The following is a 19,709-nucleotide window of genomic DNA, read 5'->3' as shown; positions in this document are numbered from 1 at the left end:
GCTTCGTGAATGATTTCACACCTTAAAAATTAAAAAAAACTGTCTTGACTTCTTGTGCCACTATACAAATCCAACGAAGCAAATGATACCCACAGGTTTTCTCCCACTCCCCCTTCTTTCCCGGAAGCTCCTATGCAACAACTCACTCCCTTTCCCCCTTTACAAAAGCTTAGGAACCGTCTAACACGCACATAACAATCCCTCTGTATATTGAAATTGTAGGAAATGCGACAACGGACGGATGGATGTAGGATTTCATTTTTCACGTCCGTCTGATTTCTGGAGGAGGAGCATATCGCAGGATGGAAAAACGGTTCATTTGGTTCGATCTCGGCTATACCCTTGTACAAATGCAGAGAGAAGAGGATTACCAGACCTACTTGCGCGAGCAAGGAGCCGAAGCCAAGGCTGAAGAGATTGCAAGAGCCTACCATTTGGCGGACAAGCTGTTCATGCGGGAGTACACGGACGTACTTGGGGGTGAAAGGGGAACGTTTTTCCCCTGGTACATCGGCGTGGTGAATTATTATCTTGGCTTCCGCTTTCCGCTGGTCGAGCAGTGCCGAAGGCTGCAGGAACTGGGAAAAGAGAAAGAGCGGATGTGGGTTCCTTATGAATTTAGCGCCGCCTTGCTGGAACAGTTAAAAGAAAACTCATACGGCGTAGGGCTGATTTCCAACTGGGATCATACGGCCCGGACCGTATTGGAGCAATGCGGTTTGCTGCCGTATTTCGATCATCTTTTCATATCTGAGGAGCGGGGGGTGAAGAAGCCGGATAAGGCTATTTTCGAGATGGCGTTGAAAGCGGCGGGAGTGTCGCCCGAAGAGTGTGTCTACGTTGGGGACAACTATTACGATGATGTGATCGGAAGCCGGCAGGCCGGGATGGAATGCTGGCTGATCAACCGGTTTGACCGCTGCGGAATAGAGGAAATCGATCATGCGCCGGTCATCCCGTCGGCCCGGGATATTCTCGAGCTTCTGGACAGGCAGGCGGTTGGAGGGCTGAAGGGGGCTTCCCGGCATTGATGAGATTTGAGCAAAAGGTAGAGGCCGCTTTCGACGCATTAAGCCCCGGAATGAAGAAGATCGCTTATTTTGCGGCCAAGGAGATGAAGCAGGCGGCCATTACACCGGCGAGAAAGCTCGGGAAATTAGCCGGGGTCAGCGAAGCGACCGTCCATAGGTTTGCCCGGCAGCTCGGCTATGGAAGCTTCTCGGCGATGCAATCCGATCTGCAGGCGCAGGTGCTGGAGGTCAGACCTGTGCAGAGGCTGCTTCAATCGGCGGAGGCGGATTATGCGGCTTCCTGGCTGGAGGAGCATTTCCGCCTGGAATGCGATAATTTGCAGGCCACTGCCGAGCTCAAGCAGGAAGATCGCATAGAGGCTGCGGCGAAGCTCCTGATTCGGGCTAACCGGATCGCGATTGCCGGCTGGCGCGCCGGCTTGGCGGTCACCAGCCCCCTCTCCTACATCCTGAGATACATGCTCGGGGAGGGAGAGTTGATTCCCCAGGGAGAATGCGCCGAATTCGCCGCCCGGCTGACAGCGGGAGATGTCTTGTTCGTCTGCGGCTTTCCACGATACTGCGGCCGCACGATGAAGGTCAGCGAGGCGGCCAGGGAAGCCGGAGTCCCCCTCATCGCCCTGACCGATTCGCCGCTGTCCCCTTTTGCCAGACTCGCGGATGTGGTTTTGCTGGCTGCGACCCGGTCCGGCGGTTTTCTCGATTCGTACATTGCCCCGCTTGCGGTCGTGAACGCGCTCGTTCAAAGAATCGCCCGCTTGGACAAGGAAAGGGTCGCCCTGAATCTGCTGCGGACCGAAACCCATTTCCGCGGGTTCGATTCGCAATTCATATGGCCTACGGGCAGCAAAGAAGGGGAATAAAACGATGCATATAACTACTTTAGGCTCCTGGGGCGCCTATCCGGCCGCTCAATCCGCCACCTCCGGCTATTTGCTCGAATCCGGCACGACCCGTATTCTCGTGGATTGCGGCTCGGGGGTACTGGCCCAACTACAGCGCTATACAGAGCTCGAATGGCTGGATGCCGTCGTTCTCTCGCACTCCCATACGGACCATATCGCCGATGTCTATTGCCTGCAGTATGCCATTATGATCCTGACCGAACTGGGCAAACGGTCCCGGCCGCTCGATATTTACGCCCATATCGAGGAACCGGAGCGGATGGAGAGCTTGAATTATCCGCCCTACTGCAGGGCTTACCCGATAGACGCGGGCGACCGGCTGACCATTGGGGATGTCCGCTTCCAATTCGGCCGGAATGTGCATCCCGTGTCGTGCTTATCCATGCGGATCGAGCATCAAGATAGAAGTATTGCCTACACGGCCGATACCGAATGGCATGACGGGCTGGTCGAGCTGAGCCGGGGGGCGGATATGCTCCTGTCCGAATGCAGTTTGTACAATCAGCAGTTTGGGAAGATTCGGGGCCATTTGACCGCGGGCGAGGCCGGCAGGCTGGCGGCTTTGGCCGATGCGGGCCGGCTCGTGCTGACCCATCTGCCGCATTACGGAGACCATCAGACATTAGTGAGACAGGCACAGGAACACTATTCGGGACCTGTGCAGCTAACCTATACCGGCGATTGCTTCGTCATTTGATCCATTAATGCAATGATAAGGAGAGGAAAAACCAATGATAAGTCGCAAATGGAAAACCATGTCCGTTATTATCGCGTGTGCTCTGCTAACGATGATCTTGGCTGCATGCGGCAGCGGGGGAGCGGCGGGGGGACGAGGCGCGGAGCAGAACAGCGGGCAGTCGGCCGGGTCGAATGCCGATCAGGGCGGCACCTCATCGGGCTCGGGAGATTCGGCCAAGACGGAGAATTCCGCCAAGGAAGGCGGGACGGTCGTTGTGGCCGTGCCGCAGGACCCGGATTTTCTCGATCCGCACCTGGCCGTCGCCTCGGGTACCCAGGAGATGATGTTCAACGTGTTCGAGGGGCTTCTCAAGCCTAACGAGCGGGGGGAAGTTCAGCCGGCAATTGCCCAATCGTACGAGATTTCCGACGATGGGCTGACCTATACCTTCAAGCTGCGCGAAGGGGTCAAGTTTCACAACGGCAATCCCGTCACCGCGGAGGATGTTCAGTATTCATATGAACGGCTGATGGGCAAGGACAGCGGGAAGCCTCTGTCCACCGCTTTCGGCAATGTGGAGTCGGTAGAGATAGTGGATTCGCAGACCATTGCGGTGAAGCTGAAAGCGAACGACGTGTCCTTCCTCAGCTATTTGACGGCTGCCATTCTTCCCGAAGGTTACGAGGATCAGAACACGGCTCCGATCGGCGCCGGCCCGTTCAAGTTTGTCGAATATGCTCCGAACCAGCGGCTCGTTCTGGAGAAGAACAAGGACTACTATATTCCGGGCGTCCCTTATCTTGATCGGGTGGAATTCCGCATCATGCCGGACAGCGAAGCCTCCCTGCTTGCGCTGAAGGCCGGGGAGATCGATATGTATCCGCGGATTGACAGCGAGCGGGCGGAAGAGCTTGGGGACGGCTTCCATTTTGTCGACGGGATGCAGAATATGGTTCAGCTTATGACCATGAATCACTCCCGGAAGCCTTTTGACAATGTGCTGGTGCGTCAGGCGATCAATTACGCGATTGATGTGGATGAGATCATTCAGGTGGTTGCGGCAGGCAAAGGAACCAAGCTCGGCTCCAACATGAGCCCGGCTATGCAGAAGTATTACCAGGAAGGGCTGGAGAACACCTACGACGTCAATCTGGAAAAAGCTAAAAGCCTGCTGGCCGAAGCAGGGTATGAGAACGGGTTCTCCACTACCATATCCGTACCCTCCAACTACAAGTTTCACGTTGACACCGCTCAGGTCATCGCCCAGCAGCTGCAGAAGGTGGGAATCCAGGCCGAGATTGAGCAGGTCGAGTGGGCCGTCTGGCTTGATCGGATTTATAAAGGCCGGGATTATGACATGACCATTATCGGGTTGACCGGTAAGCTGGACCCTCATGAGGTTCTGGTGCGTTATGCATCCGACTACAAAGCGAATTTTTACAATTATGTCAATCCGGAATACGACAAGCTGATCAAGCAAGCACAAATTGAGCTGGACGACGCCAAAAGGGTCGGGCTGTACAAGGAAGCCCAGAAGATTCTGACCGATGACGCGGTCGCCGTCTATATTATGGATCCTAACTTTGTTGTGGCGATGAAAAAAGAGCTGAAAGGCTACAAGCTCTATCCGATTTATGTGCAGGACATGTCCACCATGTATTACGAAAAATAAGCCTTCTGCTTTCAAAAGGAGTGTCCGCAGTGCCTTATATCCTTCGGAGAACGATGACGTTCATCGTTACTTTGATTCTGGTAGTTATCATGACCTTCGTCGTCTTCCGGATTATACCGGGAGATCCGGCGCTGACCATCCTCGGTATGGATGCGGACGAGGCGCTTTTGGCGGCTATGAAGGAGAAGCTCGGGACGGACCGGCCCTTATCGGAGCAGTTTGCCCAGTGGGTGAAGCAAATGGCCAAGGGGGACTTCGGGGAATCTCTGAAGTTCTCCCGCCCGGTGCTGCAGCTGATTCTGGAACGGCTGCCGGTAACCGTGTCGATTGCGCTGATGTCCATCGTCATGGCGCTGGTCATCGCCGTGCCCCTAAGTCTGTTAGCGGTAAAACGGCACGGCAAAGCGGCCGATCTGCTGATTTCCGGATGGACTCAGCTAGGGATGGCGGTGCCTTCGTTCTGGCTCGGCATTCTGCTGGTGTTGTTGCTCGGATTGACCTTCCGATGGTTTCCCGCCGGCGGATATGTGCCATGGTCGGAAAGTCCGGCGCAGGCATTGAAGTCGCTGTTCCTGCCCTCCCTGGCCGTGGCCATTCCGCAGGTAGCGGTCATTGTCCGGTATTTGCGGACGACCCTGCTGGAGCAGATGAACCAGGATTATGTGAAAACAGCCCACAGCAAAGGCTTGCGTGAGACAACGGTTTTGTACAAGCATGTGCTGAAAAACGCGCTCGTTCCTGTCATCACGGTCGTTGGCATGATTTTTGCCGATGTTCTGGGAGGAAGTTTGATCATTGAGCAGGTCTATGCGCTTCCCGGATTGGGCCGCCTGATGGTTTCCTCGATCGGTGCCCGGGATTTTCCGCTGGTGCAGGGAATGGTGCTGTTTACGGCTTTCATAGTGATTTTGGTCAATTTTACCGTAGATTTGCTGTACAGGGTCGTTGATCCAAGAATCCGGTTAAAGTAGGTGGGAGAAGTGAAGAAGGCGACGAATCCGAGCCTGTGGATCGGCGGCTCGATCGTGGGCGCACTGCTTTTATTCATGGTTGTCAGCCTGATCTATATTCCTCATGACGTGAATGCGATGAACTCCGGTGCCCGCCTGCTTGCTCCAAGCTATCAGCATTTGTTGGGCACAGATCATTTCGGGCGGGATGTCTTCAGCCGGCTGATGCAAGCCTCGCAGACCGCCTTCCAAATCGGGGGCATGTCGGTAATTATCGCCGCTTCCGGCGGCCTGATCATTGGCGCGTTCGCGGGATATTTCGGCGGTTGGGCCGACGAATTGGCCATGCGGGTGATGGATGCGATGATGGCCTTCCCCGGCATTATTCTGGCGTTGACACTTGTCGCCGTATTCGGCCCGAGCCTGCAGAACACCATTCTGGCCATTGGCATAATGGGGATTCCTTCTTTTTCCCGCATTGTCAGGAGCGGATTTATGCAGTTCAAGCAGTTGGATTTTGTCAAAGCGGCAAGAGGGGTCGGGGCGGGGCATCTTCGGATCATGTTCCTGCATATTCTGCCCAATGTCGTTCCGCCATTAATCGTTGCCGCCTCGATGAGCTTCTCGGGAGCGATCCTGGCGGAGGCGGGCCTTAGCTACCTGGGATTAGGGGTGCAGCCTCCGGACCCCAGCTGGGGCCGAATGCTGAATGAGGCTCAGGGTTATATTGTCAGAGCTCCCTGGTATACCTTGGCTCCTGGAGTGCTGATCACGGTCACGGTGCTGGGCTTCAATCTGCTGGGAGACGGCATACGGGATTGGAACGATCCGAGGATGGCCGGGCAACGTGGAGCATGATGGAAGGGAGACGTATGGATCTTGGTCGAATCGTGGATGAGTGGGATAAGAAATATGATAGGAGCTTATGCGATACGTTTTAACCGGACAAGGAAGAAGATAATGCATCTATTTCGCGCCAAAATCCTCGGATGTGTCGAAATAGCAGTACAAATGCATCGATTTTGGCCGGAAAGCAACTTCTGGAAACCAATGGTCCTTTATATTGAGGTTTGATCGATTTGCGGACAGGCCGGAGAAGGAGGGATATGGATGGAGCAAATACATTTGCTAACGGGGAGGAACCATCGGAAGGCAGAAGCAGGTCAGAGGAATAATGGGGGGCAGGAAGGGCAAAATTGGCAGAAGGACGGGAACCAGGCGCCATTGCTCGAAATAGAAAACCTGTATGTTGGTGTGGGAAAGGGCAGGGAGATAAGAAATGTCCTGGAAGGAGTAACTCTGCCGATAGCCCAGGGAGAGATCGTGGGCTTGGTCGGGGAATCCGGCTGCGGCAAAAGCATGGCCTCTCTCGCCATTCTAGGTCTGCTTCCCCGCGGGGCCCGCATCACGGGCGGTTCGATCCGGTATCAAGGGAGAGAGCTTCATTCGCTCCCCAAGGACGAAATGCGCAAGCTGCGTGGCAAGGAGCTGTCGATGATCTTTCAGGACCCGATGACATCGCTCAATCCGGTGTTGACGATCGGAGAGCAGCTTGTGGAGATGATCACCCTTCATCTGGGGATAAAGCGACGCGAAGCGCTGGAGCATGCGGCAGAGATGCTGGGCAAGGTAGGGCTGTCCAGGGCCGGAATGCTGCTGCGCGAATACCCCCATCAATTATCTGGAGGAATGCGGCAGCGGGTCATGATCGCCATAGCGCTTTCCTGCTCGCCTAATTTGCTCATTGCCGATGAGCCTACAACGGCGCTCGACGTCAGCATTCAGGCGCAGATTCTCGATTTAATGGCCGATTTCAACCGGACGGACAACACCTCCATCTTGCTGGTCTCCCACGATTTGGGCGTCATTGCCGAGAGATGCGGCAAGGTGGCTGTCATGTATGCCGGACAAATTGTAGAGATGGCGGCAACGGACCGGCTGTTTCGCTCTCCGCAGCATCCCTATACCCGGGGACTGATCGATTCGATCCCATCTCCGGACAAGAAAGGCCGACCGCTGTATTCCATACCGGGACGTGTGCCAGGGATAGCCGAGCGGGGAGCGGGCTGTCATTTTGCCGGGCGCTGTCCTTATGCGGACGAACGCTGCCGGTTGAGCGCACCGCCTCCGGTCAGGCTCGATGAAGGGCACACCGTACGCTGCTGGGCGGTTGGGGCAGAGGCGGAAGAGAGGAGGGAATTGGCCCATGCCTAGACATATAGAGGCGCTTTCCGCCAAACCGGACACAGCCGAGCGGATCGCTGCCGAGCCGGACAGTGCCGGTACTATAGGTGCCGGGCAGGTTTCCGGCAGGCCGGTGCCCGTCAGGCCTGCAGGCACGGGCCCGGACACGGCAAGGCCTAGCGGTGCCAGGACGAACGGAGCCAGGCTGTACAATGCCGAGTTGAGCAGTGCCTGGCCGCATAGTGCCGAACCGGTCCATGCCCGGTCGGGCAGTGCCGGGTCAAACCGTGCAGAGACGTGCAGTGCCGAACTGAACCGTACCAGGCCGAACAATTCCGCACCGATTCTGTCCGTTCAATCCCTGGTGAAGCATTACCCGGTGGCGTCACAAGGGCTGCGAAGAGGCAGATTGGTGCGTGCGGTGGACGGTATTTCCTTCGACATTCTGGAAGGTGAAACGCTCGGACTGGTAGGAGAAAGCGGCTGCGGCAAATCCACCACGGCACATATGATTGCTTCCCTCGTCAGGCCGACCTCCGGAGCGATTCGGTATGGCGGCAAGAGCACAGCCGAAGCCAAGGGCAGCGAACAGAGGGCGCTGCGCAGGGAAATTCAGCTTGTCTTTCAAGATCCATACGCTTCTCTCAACCCTCGTCACCGAATTTTGGCTGTGCTGGAAGAGCCTCTGCGGGTGCATAGACTTGGGGACCAACGGACAAGACGCAAGCAGGCGGAGGAAATGTTGGAACTCGTCGGGCTCGACGCTTCTTTCGGGAGGCGGTACGCGCATGAGCTGAGCGGCGGGCAGCGCCAACGGATCGGCATCGCCCGCGCATTGATGCTGCAGCCCCGGTTAATTGTCGCCGACGAGCCGGTTTCTGCGCTGGATGTATCCGTTCAGGCGCAAATCTTAAACCTTTTGAAGGAAATGCAGAGGAAATTTTCGCTGACTTATTTGTTCGTATCCCATGATTTGAATGTAGTCCATTACATGAGTGACCGGGTGGCGGTCATGTATTTGGGTAAAATCGTGGAAATAGCGCCTGTAGATCGGATTTACTCCTCGCCGCTTCATCCTTATACCCAAGGATTGCTTGCCTTGATTCCAGGAAAGCGCCAAGAGAGCAGAGGCGGAAGGACGGCCTCGGGCAGCGGAGCATTTTCCCGCCCGCTTTTGCTTGGCGAAGGCCTCTCTGAATTACCTGCTACAAAGGAGGATGGCCCAAGAACGTTCAGCGAAGAAACGTCCGAGCTGATGGCTCCTCGAAGTGAAACGACTAATCCGACGGCCCTTACTGGAGAAATGCCTGACCCCGTGTCGACGCCTTCGGGCTGCGCTTTTCACCCCCGCTGTCCTTGGGCCCGAGAAGGTTGCAGACAAGCGGTGCCGCCTCTGCAGGAAGCGGGGGACGGCCACTATGTTCGCTGCTTTCTGCCTTAAGGATTCGACGAACACGGCCCATCCTCCGGTATGTTGCAGTTATCGGGTCACTACATTTTTCCATGAGGTGTTTGTTACGGCAGCTATCCTACTATAGGAAACTGCTTGAGTGGACTGAATCACAGGAATGACCGACGCATTGCTCCATTGATGGAGCGAAGAAATGAAGGCTATCGATTTTCAACGACATTTGGATATAGAGGAGAAGGGGCTGACTAAATGAGAATAGGCATCTTATCGGATTTGCATGTGGATTTGAATCACTCGGAGACGGACATCCCGATAGAGGAGGCGCTGGCACGGGCAGTCGAAGAACGGCAGGTCGAGAGGATGATCATTGCCGGGGATTTGACCAACGATTGGGAGACGACATTGGAGGCGCTGGACAGAATAGAAAGGATGACTTCGGTTCCCTGCTTGTTCGTGCCGGGAAATCACGATGTATGGAATATCAACGCTCCCGGAAGATCGGCCTGGGAAGCCTACGACAAGCTGAAGGAATTTCCTCGCAATCTTGCAAACGGAGCCTTCCGGTTAACGGATCATTGGGTGGTGATCGGCGACCTCGGCTGGTATGATTACTCTTTCGCCTCCCCCGACTTTACTTTCGAGCAGTTGGAGCGCATGCAGTGGGGGGAACGGACCTGGAAGGACAGCCTCTATGCCGATTGGGGAATGTCGGTGGGGCAGGTCCATAATTATTTTGTGGAAAAATTGAAGAGGCAATTAGATGAGCATCGAGGCAGCAGCATTATTCTCGTAACTCATGTAGTTCCTCACAAGGCTTTTACCGTGCCGGAAACGATCGGGGAGTGGCGTTATTTCAACGGATTCCTCGGGAGCCGACAGTACGGCGAGTTGATTCGCGATTACTCGGACTCCATTCGTTATGCCGTATCGGGACATGTCCATTACCGTAAAGAGGTGGAAGAGAACGGTGTCCGATTATTGAATAACGGTTTGGGTTATCGCCGGGAATGGAGAAGCGGCCAAGGAGCGATGGAGGAAGTCAAACGAGCCTTGTTGACGATTGATTTGGACTAACAGATAGCATCCCTCTGATATAGAGTTAACAATCAGTATGTATATTGAACTTGTAAGACAAACAAATATTTTTGGGCCCAAAATCAAAAGCGGCCAAACGAAGTGTCTGCTCCCTTTAAAAATCCCGATTTCCTTGACATGAAACGAAAGATTTAAAGCCGTTCTTTGAAAAAGTTTCTCTACTTCGCCGCTTTTTGGGCAAAAAAATCTTTGACTTTGGGGCAAAACGTTGATATCATTGCCTTGTATAAATAGGATTTGGCCCAAATTTTGTGCAAGCATGGCACTGCTTGAAACATAAGCGGATATTACTTTACAGGCGAAGGAGTATAGAGAAAGATGCCTACTTTGAAAGAAATCGCGCAGCACGCCGGATTTTCTATTTCTACCGTTTCCCGGGTTTTAAATAATGATAACAGCCGGCATATTAGCTCGGAGACCAAATCAAAGATCTGGAATGTTGCCAATCAGCTAGGCTATATTCCTGCCCAAACGGCCAAATCGACCGCACGTAAAAGCGCTTCCCCGGCGAGGACGGAATACCGGCAAGTAGGCTGTATCGTATCCGTTCCCCAGAATAAATACAACCACCCCTATTTCTCTCCGATTCTGGAGGGAATAGAGAAGAAGCTGTCTGAGCTGAACTGCTCCCTCGCTTACGTAATCACCATGAACGAAATAGAGGGAGAGAAGGCGATGCGCAGGCTGCTTCAGGATACGAAGCTGGACGGCCTCATTATTGTTGAGGGTATCGACCAGGAGATGTACGAAACGATCAAGAGGATTGTTCCGGCCGTCGTAGGCATCGATATTGCCGATCCTTCCGTCCCCGTTATTTCTTATGATCGCGTGCAAGCGGCCAAATCGGCGGTACGGCATCTGATCCGGCAGGGCCACAAGCGGATCGGTTTTATCGGCGGGACGGGACTTACCGGTGATTTGGAGCGGGAGAAGCGCTATCGCGGTTATCGCGATGCCCTGCAGGAGGCGGGACTGGAAGCGGACCCCCGCTGGATCATTAATGCGGGCTGGGACGTGAACGTCAGCTATTCCCGGATGGCCGAAGTGCTGGATTCGAAGGCGGGAGAGCCTCCTACGGCTATTTTTGCCGCGAGCGATATGATGGCGATCTCGGCGATGCGGGCCGTCACAGAACGAGGATTGCGGATTCCGGAGGATATGGCCTTCGTCGGGCTGGACAATATCGAAGTGTCCCAATTTACCACTCCGCCGCTTTCGACGATTCACATTCCGAAGAGCGAGATAGGCATGATGGCGGCGAAGGTGCTGGTAGATCAAATAGAGGGCAACCATCCGCTTCCGTTCAAGCTGCTGATGCCTTTTCAACTCATAATCCGGCAATCATCCGATTATCAGAGAGAGTAAAACAGCGCAGGTATGAAGACATAGAGTCCGCGGAACGGAGAGGAAAGGAAGCAATCTTCCGATCTATATAGATGATAGAGTCCGAAACCTCCGCGGCAATATTTTTTTTGATCATTGGACAAATAACGGCCATTTTTGGGCCCAAAAATACATTATGTTGAAGGAAGGGAATCAGCTTGGAGCAGATACGAATCGGGGTTATCGGACTCGGATGGAGAGCGGGAGTCACTAAATACTGGCATCGGCCGGATGGCAAATCGGTTGTTGTCGCAGGGGCGGATACCAATCCGGCGCGTCTGGACAAATTTAGGGAGAGAGTCAATCCGGATGCCGATGTGATGCTGGATTACCGGGAGCTATTGCAGAGGCCGGATATTGATGCGGTCGTAGTAATGACTCCCGATCACTGCCACGACGAACATGCGGTAGCGGCGCTAAGAGCCGGCAAGCACGTCTATTGTGAGAAGCCGCTGGCCGTTACGGTGGACGGCTGCGACCGGATTCTGGAGGCGTGGCGGGATTCCGGCAAGCATTTCATGATTGGCTTCAATATGCGCTACATGAACATGTACCGTACGATGAAGGAAATAATTGCAGCCGGCGATATCGGAGAGGTGAAGGCGGTCTGGGTCCGTCATTTTGTAGGACTTGGAAGCGATTACTATTACCATAGCTGGCACGGCAGCTCGAAGAACACGACCTCCCTGCTGCTGCAGAAGGCCTCTCATGATATCGACATCATCCATTGGCTTACCGGCCGTTATACGACCAAGGTGGCCGCATTCGGCGGAGTCGACTACTTCGGAGGCAGCAAGCCTAATGATCTCACCTGTCCCGAATGTCCGGAGAAGGAGACATGCCCGGAAGCGCGGTTCGGTCCTCTGACACAATGCGCCTTCCGCGAGGAAATCGACGTGGAGGATAACAGCATGGTGCTGATGGAGCTGGAGGGAGGCATCAAGGCTTCTTACATGCAGTGTCATTTTACTCCGGATTACGAAAGGAATTATACGATTATCGGGACGGAAGGGAGAATAGAGAATTCGGAGCCCAATAACCAGGTGATTGTGAAATCGAGAAAATCCAATACGTGGCGCGATTTGTCGGACAGAGTTTACAACATCCGCAAAGCGGAAGGCTCTCACAACGGGGCGGACGAGAAGATATGTGAGGACTTCATTAACATGATCCTCCATGGGAAAGAACCGGTAGCCCAGCCTATTGCCGGCCGGATGAGTGTAGCTGTCGGCTGCGCCGCGACCGAGTCGATGAGAGCAGGCGGCAGAGTGATTCGGGTGAAAGAGCCCCGGCCGTGGATGCTTGGCCTTAACGAATCAGCGGTCCGCTATTGACCATGAACCATCAAGCTTGCAGTAAAGGGGGGCTCATTGTTGAATCAACCAGCGGTTTATACCCATGCCGACAAGGCGAAACGCCTGTCTAAATGGAAAGCGTTCAAACGAACGCTTCGCAAAAATTGGGATTTGTATTTGCTCATCACTCCCGTTATCGTCTACTTTTTCATCTTCGATTACATACCGATGTACGGTGTGCAGATCGCCTTTAAAAATTTCGTTGCCGCCAAAGGCATTTGGGGCAGCGATTGGAGCGGGTTCGTTCATTTTCAACGGTTCTTTGACAGCTATTATTTCGGGCGCCTGATTTGGAACACATTCAGCATCAGTCTGTATCAGCTGGCTGTCGGATTTCCGATACCGTTATTGCTCGCTCTTCTGATTAACGAGGTTGGAAGCAGGTCCTTCAAGCGGTTCGTGCAAACGGTTACTTATGCGCCGCATTTCCTGTCCACTGTCGTTATGGTCGGCTTGATCTTTATTTTTCTGTCACCGCAAAACGGGATCATCAATCATATCATCGTGTTCTTCGGAGGCGAACCGATCTCTTTCATGACGGAGTCGAAATGGTTTAAAACCATTTACGTCTTCTCCGGGGTGTGGCAGGGAATGGGCTGGAGCTCGATCATCTATTTGGCAGCGCTTTCCGGTATCGATCCTTCCCTGCATGAGGCGGCACGAGTCGATGGAGCAAGCCGGCTTCGCCGCATCTGGCATATCAACCTGCCGGGAATTATGCCGACGGTCGTCATTCTCTTGATTCTGAATGTCGGTCACATTATGGGTGTCGGCTTCGAGAAAATTTATTTGATGCAGAACAATTTAAACATCGAAAGCTCCGACGTTATATCCACCTATGTGTACACGCAAGGGATTGTGGGGGCGCAGTACAGCTTTGCCGCCGCCGTAGGACTGTTTAATTCCATTATTAACGTCATTCTGCTGGTAGCCGTGAACCAAATCGCGAGAAAAGTCAATGAAACCAGCTTGTGGTAGGGAGGCATAACGGTGAAAGAAACTTTTACGGACCGTCTGGTGGGGGGCATCATCTATGCCATCCTTACGGTCATACTCCTAATTATTTTGTACCCGCTTGTCTTTGTCGTCAGCGCCTCGATCAGTGATCCGCTGTCGGTGACCAAGGGTGAGATGTGGCTGTTTCCGAAAAACTTGTCCTTCATAGGCTATGAACTGATTTTCGCCAACAAAGAAATCTGGATCGGATACAAGAACACGATTATTTACACCGTTGTCGGCACGTCTGTCAATTTAATCATGACGATTATGGCCGCTTATCCGCTATCGCGCAAAGACTTTGCCGGCCGCAATGTCATCACGGGGTATATCGTCTTCACGATGTTTTTCAGCGGCGGGCTGATCCCGACTTACCTGCTTGTCAAAAATCTCGGCATGATCAATTCCATGTGGGCGCTGATCATTCCCGGAGCCGTCTCTGTCTGGAACATCATCATTATGAGGACCTTCTTCCAGACCAGCATACCGAACGAAATTCAGGAATCGGCGGCGATCGACGGCTGCTCCAATTTACAGACTCTGTGGAAAATTGTGCTTCCGCTTTCCATGCCGGTGATTGCCGTCATGATCTTGTTCTACAGCGTCGGCCATTGGAATGCTTATTTCAACGCCTTGATTTATTTGAACGACCGCGATAAATATCCGCTTCAGCTATTCCTGCGGGAAATTCTTATCAAATCGGAAGTGGATAACATGGCGGGCGGCATGGACCTGTCGGTGCAGAAGCATTTGATGGAGGCGGAGGCCATCAAATATGCGATTGTCATCGTGGCTAATTTGCCGGTTCTGGCGGTCTACCCGTTCCTGCAGAAGTATTTTACGAAAGGGTTTCTGGTTGGTGCAATCAAAGGCTAGCCCATAGTCTTTGTTCACAAATAGACATTAGCTTAAGGGAGGTTAAACTTTTTATGCAAAGTTTGAAAAGACTGACTTCAGTAATGCTCGTGGGCGCCATGACAGCCGGGCTGCTCTCGGCTTGCGGCGGTGACAAGGAAGGGCAGACGTCTTCCGGGAATGACACAAATAAAGAAGCGGTGGAGCCGGCCGTCAAGACGGAAGGATTTCCGATTGTTGAGAATCCGATCAAGCTGACCTTCTTTGCGGGCAAAGCGCCGTCCGCCCCTGCCAACTGGAACGATCTTCCGGTCTGGAAGGAATATGCGAAGATGACGAACATCGAGGTCGATTTCCAATTGACTCCGACGGAAAGTCTCGCGGAGAAGCGGAATCTGGTTCTGTCCGGCGGGGATTATCCGGATGCGTTCCACACGGCCAGGCTTTCTCCAGTCGATGTTATGAACTATGGATCTCAGGGCATTTTTATTCCTCTTAATGATTTGATAGACAAGTACGCTCCCAACTTCAAGAAGCTTCTGGAACAGTACCCGGAGATAAAGAAGGGCCTGACGATGCCGGACGGCAATATTTATTCCTTCCCGACGTTCTACGATCCGGAGTTCAAGTCGGTTATCATCGGCCAGAAGCTGTGGTATAACAAGAGCTTCCTGGAGCAGCTCGGCATGAAGGAGCCGGAAACGACCGATGAATTCTATGAATATTTGAAGGCCGTCAAGACGCTGAACCCCAAATATATTCCTTATGCGGCCAGCAATTACGGCTCGCTGCTCGATGAAGTGAAGGGAGCATGGGGGCTCGGCAACCGCGGCAACGCCCACCGGATGGACATCGATCCGAAGACGAAGGAACTTCGATATATTCCGGCTTCCCCGGAGTACAAGGAAGTGCTGGAGTACATGAACAAGATGTATAAAGAAGGACTATTCGTCGATAACCTGCTGACGATTAAAGGCCCGGAAGTCAATGCTCTGATGGACGAAGGCATCGTCGGCGCTTCCGTGACGAACAGCCCGCATGCGATCAGCGGAGTGAGCATTGAGCATTTTGTCGGGGCTCCGGTATTGAAAGGGCCTCATGGAGACCAGGTGTTCTCAAGGGCGCGTCCGGCGCTTATCGATCTTGGAGCTTTCGTCATTACGGATAAGAACAAGCATCCGGAAGCGACCGTGCGCTGGATCGATTACTTCTACAGCGAGGAAGGCAGCAAGCTGTTCTTTATGGGGATTAAAGATTTGAGCTACGTCGAGAAGCCGGACGGCACACTCGAATATACGGAAGAGTACAAGAAGGAACCGTCGAAATACGTTTCGTTCGCGGGCGGGTTCTATCCCGCATTGCTGACTGCCAAGACGTATAAGGGCGGAGAATCGACGCCGGAAAGTATGGAGGCGGCCGCCAAGGCAGAGCCTTATTGGCCGGAGGAAGTATGGCCCGCGTTCACTTTCACCCAGGAGGAGTTGAACCGGTATACCCCTCTTCACACCGATATCAACAAATACGTGGATGAAATGACCGCGAAATTTATTACGGGGGACACCCCTTTCTCCGAATGGGATAAATATATCCAGACGATCGAAAAGATGGGCCTGAAAGAATATAAGGAAATATATTCGGCCGCTTACGAGCGTTTTAAGAATAACGGCTAGCGTCAAGAAGTTTTCCCCCCCGGGTCATCTTGATCCGGGGAGGAGTTTATCCAAATACAACTATTTCGGGGGGGAAAGTTATGTTTTGGAAGCGCAAATCGATTTCTGTGTTGCTGGCTATTACGCTGTTGCTGTCCTGTCTTCCGGCCGCTCATGCAAAGACGGAGCCCTTATTTGATGTATGGGTGCCGTCGAATACGCAAAAAGTGATGCGGGATGAACCGTTTCCGGCCGATGCTAACCGGGTAATGAAGCTGGAGGCCGCCCGCAATGAATTCGAAAGCGGCCAAGTGATCGTGAAGGCGGAAAACAACCCTCTGCGCAAGCTGCAGGTATCTATTAGCGACCTGAAGCAGCAGGGCGGCCCGGCGAAAATAGGCAAGGAGCATATTCAACTGTTCAGGCAGCATTATATCGAGGTAACAACGTCTACGACTCCAGCCTATCCGAAAGGATGGTATCCGGATGCGCTCATCCCTCTCGAAGGCAAGCTGGAGGTGGCCGCAGGGGAGAATCAGGGCATTTGGGTCAAAGTATATGTTTCGAAAGGAATACCGGCGGGCAGCTATACCGGAGAGATTCAACTGCATGAGACGGGAAATCCGGTGCGAATTCCGGTGGAACTGACCGTATGGGATTTCGAATTGACAGATGAAAGCCATTCCAAGACAGGGTTAGGCGTCTGGGGCGGTCCCGTTCAGGAAGCTCACGGGAATGTTCAAGGAGAAGAGGCATGGAAGTATATTGAGAAATATTACTGGGCTTCCGTCGAACAACGTCTGACCCCGGGCTATCTGCCGATTCCGGATAAGGATATCGATGAGTACATAGAGCGTGCGGCCAGATTTATTAATGATCCCCGGATATCGGCTTATCGCCTGCCTTATTATAGAGATGCACAAGGGGAACCGAATAAGGAGAAGATCAAGGAACTCGTTGACAAGCTTAGGGAAAAAGGCATGCTGGACAAAGGGTATTTCTATGTCAGCGAAATTGATGAGCCGGTCCCGCATCCGAACGCTCCGAATCATTACGACCGGGTGAAGGTCATTAATGATGCCTTGAAGGAAGCAGCTCCGGATGTTCCGCATCTGGTGACGATCCAGCCTCTGGATGAACTGCTGGGCGATGTCGATATTTGGACCCCGGAAATCGATAAATATGATTATGATTTCGCTCGGGAGAGACAGGCGGCAGGAGAGCATGTATGGTGGTACACGAGCGTCTTCCCCAAGCATCCGTTCCCGTCCTATCATCTGGATGACGACCTGGTCGGAACCCGTCTGTTAACATGGATGCAGCATGATTACGGTGTGGAAGGCACGCTGTACTGGGCCACTACCCAGTTTCAGAAGTATAATGCCGCCGAGAAGAAATATGTGAGCCGGGATGTATGGAAGGATCCGCTTGCTTTTCCGGGAGCGAATGGCGACGGCTATTTGTTCTATCCCGGCACGGAGATCGGTATCGACGGTCCGATCGGGACGATCCGTCTGGAAGTGCTAAGGGAGAGCATGGAGGATTACGAATACTTGTGGCATTATGAGCAGCGGCTGCGCGAAACCGCGGCCAGACTGGGAGTAGAGGACTCTTTCCCGTATCGCGATGCGATCCGGCCGTTCTATGACCGGTTGTATGAGGACATCAAAACTTTTGAAGAAAATCCCGATCTCGTCATGCAGGTTCGCCGGGAAATCGCCAGGGAAATCGTGGCTAAGGAAGCGGTAACGGCATTGGTCGCGGTCGAAGCGCCGACGGTAGGCAGCAGAACCGTAACGGTTTATGCTGAGAAGGGCGCTCAGGTTACTTTGAACGGGATGCCTCTTGAGGTGTCCAAGTCAGAAGGGATGCATGACCAATTTGCCCGTACGCTTACACTTGGGCCGGGACTTCATAAGGTGGATATCATAGTCACCAAGAACGGGATGACCCGGGAGATTCATCGGGAGCTGGCGGTATACGAATTCGATACTCCTTATACGATACCGCTCAACGATGTGGAGACGGAGGAGGCGATCAAACGCTTTACTTCATCCACCGTAAATCTGAGCTTGTCTGACGAATATGTCACGGAAGGGAATCATTCGATGAAGGCGGTATTCCCGGCCGATGTGAATTTTCCGAATTTCCGCCTGTTCGAGGCGGGCAAAGGCTTCCGCAGCGCCGATTGGTCCGGGTTCGATGTGCTGGAGTTTGATGTTTATAATCCGGGCGGTACCACCCAATTTTATGTCAAATTCCATCAATTGAACGGCAAGACGGATGATTCCTTTATCCAAACGGTAAGAAGCCAACATGGAAAAACGATACGCATCCCGTTGAATAAAGTCGATCTGGATATCACTCAAATGAAGGGGATTGAAATCTGGGTGTGGCGGCATAGCCTTCAGCAAACCTTGTATTTCGACAACTTCAGGTTCTTATCTGCTGAGCCCGGGGAATCAATGGCCCCTTAAGAGGATACGGAATAACACCGACCACTATCGAATACTATGGTTAGCAAACGATTGACAAGTACCCAATCCTAAACGAAAAGAGTGTGGCAGTTTATGAAGCTTACTTTCTTGGGAACCGGAGCGGCCGAAGGCATTCCCTCGCCATTCTGCGATTGTGTCACATGCGAGCATGCGAGAGCAAACGGCGGGCGAAACATTCGCAGAAGGCAAAGCGTGATCGTCAATGATCATATGTTGATTGATCTCGGTCCGGATCTGTTTGCTTCCTGCGCCCTTCTGGGACTTTCGTTATGTTCTATCGAAACGGTACTGATTACACACAGTCATTCGGATCATTTCGATCCGAACAATCTCAGGATGCGCGCCAAGGCGTTCCGGTTAGCTACCGAGCTTCCCGAGATCACGATGATCGCCGGTCCTTCGGTCTGGATGAAATGGGATGAAAGCGGAGGGAGCGACCAGCATTCGCAAATTCGCAGAGTTCCGATACTGCCGGGACGCTTAATACAAGCCTCCGGATATACGATCCGCTCCATCGAGGCTTCTCATCAATCGCGCATTGGCGATGCGATGAATTACATCATTAATGACGGCAAGGTGACGCTGTTGTACGCTTCGGACAGCGGCCTATATACAGAGGCGGTCTGGAAAGAGCTGGAGGGCTTCCGGTTCGATGGTGTAGTGCTGGAAGGGACGATTTGGGGCCACCCTTCGGGTAAAGAGCATCTGAATGAGAAGGATTTCGGAACGATGCTGGAGCGCATGCGCCAGATCGGAGCGGTGACGGATAAGACGACAGTTGTCGCGACTCACTTCTCCCATCAAGGCGGGGCCGGACCCCATGAAGAAATCGAAGCCAAGGCTCAGCGCATGGGCGCCTTATGCGCCTACGATGGATTAACGGTTCATATCGAGCCCGCCGAAGAGGTTTAAAACAAATGTAAAGTGGAACGTAGTTAAGTTTCTCTCTAAGATGGCTGCCGCCTTGGCAGCCATTTTTGTTTAGGCTTTAGCCAGTTGAGTGCGTGAAACGCGCGAAACAAAAAACCACCCGCTATGCGGGTGGA

General features: G+C 53.2%; 16 protein-coding genes. All 16 read left to right on the top strand.

The genetic code is table 11. The features are described 5' to 3' along the window. Positions 1 to 302 precede the first annotated feature (302 nt). The 16 genes from ACFQ03_RS22200 (at position 303) to ACFQ03_RS22125 (ending at position 19,575) form a co-directional block, all read left to right on the top strand. Positions 303 to 1,031 (top strand): HAD family hydrolase, encoded by a 729-nt coding sequence (locus ACFQ03_RS22200; protein WP_144936856.1) that lies wholly within the window; start codon positions 303 to 305, stop codon positions 1,029 to 1,031. Next, complete coding sequence (locus ACFQ03_RS22195) at positions 1,031 to 1,894, top strand: MurR/RpiR family transcriptional regulator (protein WP_144936859.1); 864 nt, start codon at positions 1,031 to 1,033, stop codon at positions 1,892 to 1,894. Before ACFQ03_RS22200 ends, ACFQ03_RS22195 begins: the two co-directional genes overlap by 1 nt. Positions 1,895 to 1,898: 4 nt before the next feature. Next, on the top strand, positions 1,899 to 2,633 hold the full coding sequence (locus ACFQ03_RS22190) for an MBL fold metallo-hydrolase (protein WP_379291034.1): 735 nt from the start codon (positions 1,899 to 1,901) through the stop codon (positions 2,631 to 2,633). Positions 2,634 to 2,667: 34 nt separating this feature from the next. Next, positions 2,668 to 4,287: an ABC transporter substrate-binding protein gene (locus ACFQ03_RS22185; protein ID WP_260982069.1), complete on the top strand. Its 1,620-nt coding sequence runs from the start codon at positions 2,668 to 2,670 to the stop codon at positions 4,285 to 4,287. Between the two features lie 29 nt (positions 4,288 to 4,316). After that, a complete protein-coding gene (locus ACFQ03_RS22180; RefSeq protein ID WP_144936865.1) occupies positions 4,317 to 5,258 on the top strand; it encodes an ABC transporter permease in 942 nt (313 codons plus the stop codon). 9 nt (positions 5,259 to 5,267) lie between these two features. Further along, entirely contained in the window at positions 5,268 to 6,095 is an 828-nt protein-coding gene (locus tag ACFQ03_RS22175) for an ABC transporter permease (protein WP_379291031.1), read from the top strand. 252 nt (positions 6,096 to 6,347) lie between these two features. Then, positions 6,348 to 7,451 carry an ABC transporter ATP-binding protein gene (locus ACFQ03_RS22170; RefSeq protein ID WP_144936867.1) on the top strand — a complete coding sequence of 368 codons (1,104 nt, stop codon included), beginning with the start codon at positions 6,348 to 6,350 and terminating at the stop codon, positions 7,449 to 7,451. Continuing rightward, a complete protein-coding gene (locus ACFQ03_RS22165) occupies positions 7,444 to 8,862 on the top strand; it encodes an ABC transporter ATP-binding protein (protein ID WP_379291029.1) in 1,419 nt (472 codons plus the stop codon). The genes ACFQ03_RS22170 and ACFQ03_RS22165 overlap by 8 nt, the downstream gene beginning before the upstream one ends. A 219-nt stretch (positions 8,863 to 9,081) precedes the next feature. Then, on the top strand, positions 9,082 to 9,906 hold the full coding sequence (locus ACFQ03_RS22160; protein ID WP_379291027.1) for a metallophosphoesterase: 825 nt from the start codon (positions 9,082 to 9,084) through the stop codon (positions 9,904 to 9,906). Between the two features lie 339 nt (positions 9,907 to 10,245). After that, positions 10,246 to 11,292: a LacI family DNA-binding transcriptional regulator gene (locus ACFQ03_RS22155; RefSeq protein ID WP_144936876.1), complete on the top strand. Its 1,047-nt coding sequence runs from the start codon at positions 10,246 to 10,248 to the stop codon at positions 11,290 to 11,292. A gap of 176 nt (positions 11,293 to 11,468) precedes the next feature. Further along, entirely contained in the window at positions 11,469 to 12,644 is a 1,176-nt protein-coding gene (locus ACFQ03_RS22150; protein WP_379291025.1) for a Gfo/Idh/MocA family protein, read from the top strand. Positions 12,645 to 12,728: 84 nt separating this feature from the next. Then, positions 12,729 to 13,643, top strand: a complete 915-nt coding sequence (locus ACFQ03_RS22145) for an ABC transporter permease (RefSeq protein ID WP_260982074.1) — start codon at positions 12,729 to 12,731, stop codon at positions 13,641 to 13,643. Positions 13,644 to 13,655: 12 nt separating this feature from the next. After that, positions 13,656 to 14,537, top strand: coding sequence for a carbohydrate ABC transporter permease (locus ACFQ03_RS22140; RefSeq protein WP_144936885.1), 882 nt, complete (start codon positions 13,656 to 13,658; stop codon positions 14,535 to 14,537). A 53-nt stretch (positions 14,538 to 14,590) separates the two neighbouring features. Next, positions 14,591 to 16,186 (top strand): extracellular solute-binding protein, encoded by a 1,596-nt coding sequence (locus ACFQ03_RS22135; protein ID WP_379291022.1) that lies wholly within the window; start codon positions 14,591 to 14,593, stop codon positions 16,184 to 16,186. Positions 16,187 to 16,266: 80 nt separating this feature from the next. Further along, positions 16,267 to 18,642: a DUF4091 domain-containing protein gene (locus ACFQ03_RS22130; RefSeq protein ID WP_379291020.1), complete on the top strand. Its 2,376-nt coding sequence runs from the start codon at positions 16,267 to 16,269 to the stop codon at positions 18,640 to 18,642. Positions 18,643 to 18,735: 93 nt separating this feature from the next. Next, a complete protein-coding gene (locus ACFQ03_RS22125) occupies positions 18,736 to 19,575 on the top strand; it encodes an MBL fold metallo-hydrolase (RefSeq protein WP_379291018.1) in 840 nt (279 codons plus the stop codon). Positions 19,576 to 19,709 lie beyond the last annotated feature (134 nt).

It is taken from the genome of Paenibacillus residui, from assembly GCF_042677205.1.
Lineage (GTDB): Bacteria > Bacillota > Bacilli > Paenibacillales > NBRC-103111 > Paenibacillus_L > Paenibacillus_L residui.
This window is presented reverse-complemented; position numbering and strand designations above follow the sequence as displayed.

Bases quoted from the DNA above. Each gene is read 5' to 3' on its own strand.
- ACFQ03_RS22165 (WP_379291029.1), top strand. From the start codon at position 7,444: ATGCCTAGACATATAGAGGCGCTTTCCGCCAAACCGGACACAGCCGAG.
- ACFQ03_RS22200 (WP_144936856.1), top strand. From the start codon at position 303: ATGGAAAAACGGTTCATTTGGTTCGATCTCGGCTATACCCTTGTACAA.
- ACFQ03_RS22195 (WP_144936859.1), top strand. From the start codon at position 1,031: ATGAGATTTGAGCAAAAGGTAGAGGCCGCTTTCGACGCATTAAGCCCC.
- ACFQ03_RS22185 (WP_260982069.1), top strand. From the start codon at position 2,668: ATGATAAGTCGCAAATGGAAAACCATGTCCGTTATTATCGCGTGTGCT.
- ACFQ03_RS22125 (WP_379291018.1), top strand. From the start codon at position 18,736: ATGAAGCTTACTTTCTTGGGAACCGGAGCGGCCGAAGGCATTCCCTCG.
- ACFQ03_RS22135 (WP_379291022.1), top strand. From the start codon at position 14,591: ATGCAAAGTTTGAAAAGACTGACTTCAGTAATGCTCGTGGGCGCCATG.
- ACFQ03_RS22160 (WP_379291027.1), top strand. From the start codon at position 9,082: ATGAGAATAGGCATCTTATCGGATTTGCATGTGGATTTGAATCACTCG.
- ACFQ03_RS22155 (WP_144936876.1), top strand. From the start codon at position 10,246: ATGCCTACTTTGAAAGAAATCGCGCAGCACGCCGGATTTTCTATTTCT.
- ACFQ03_RS22130 (WP_379291020.1), top strand. From the start codon at position 16,267: ATGTTTTGGAAGCGCAAATCGATTTCTGTGTTGCTGGCTATTACGCTG.
- ACFQ03_RS22190 (WP_379291034.1), top strand. From the start codon at position 1,899: ATGCATATAACTACTTTAGGCTCCTGGGGCGCCTATCCGGCCGCTCAA.
- ACFQ03_RS22170 (WP_144936867.1), top strand. From the start codon at position 6,348: ATGGAGCAAATACATTTGCTAACGGGGAGGAACCATCGGAAGGCAGAA.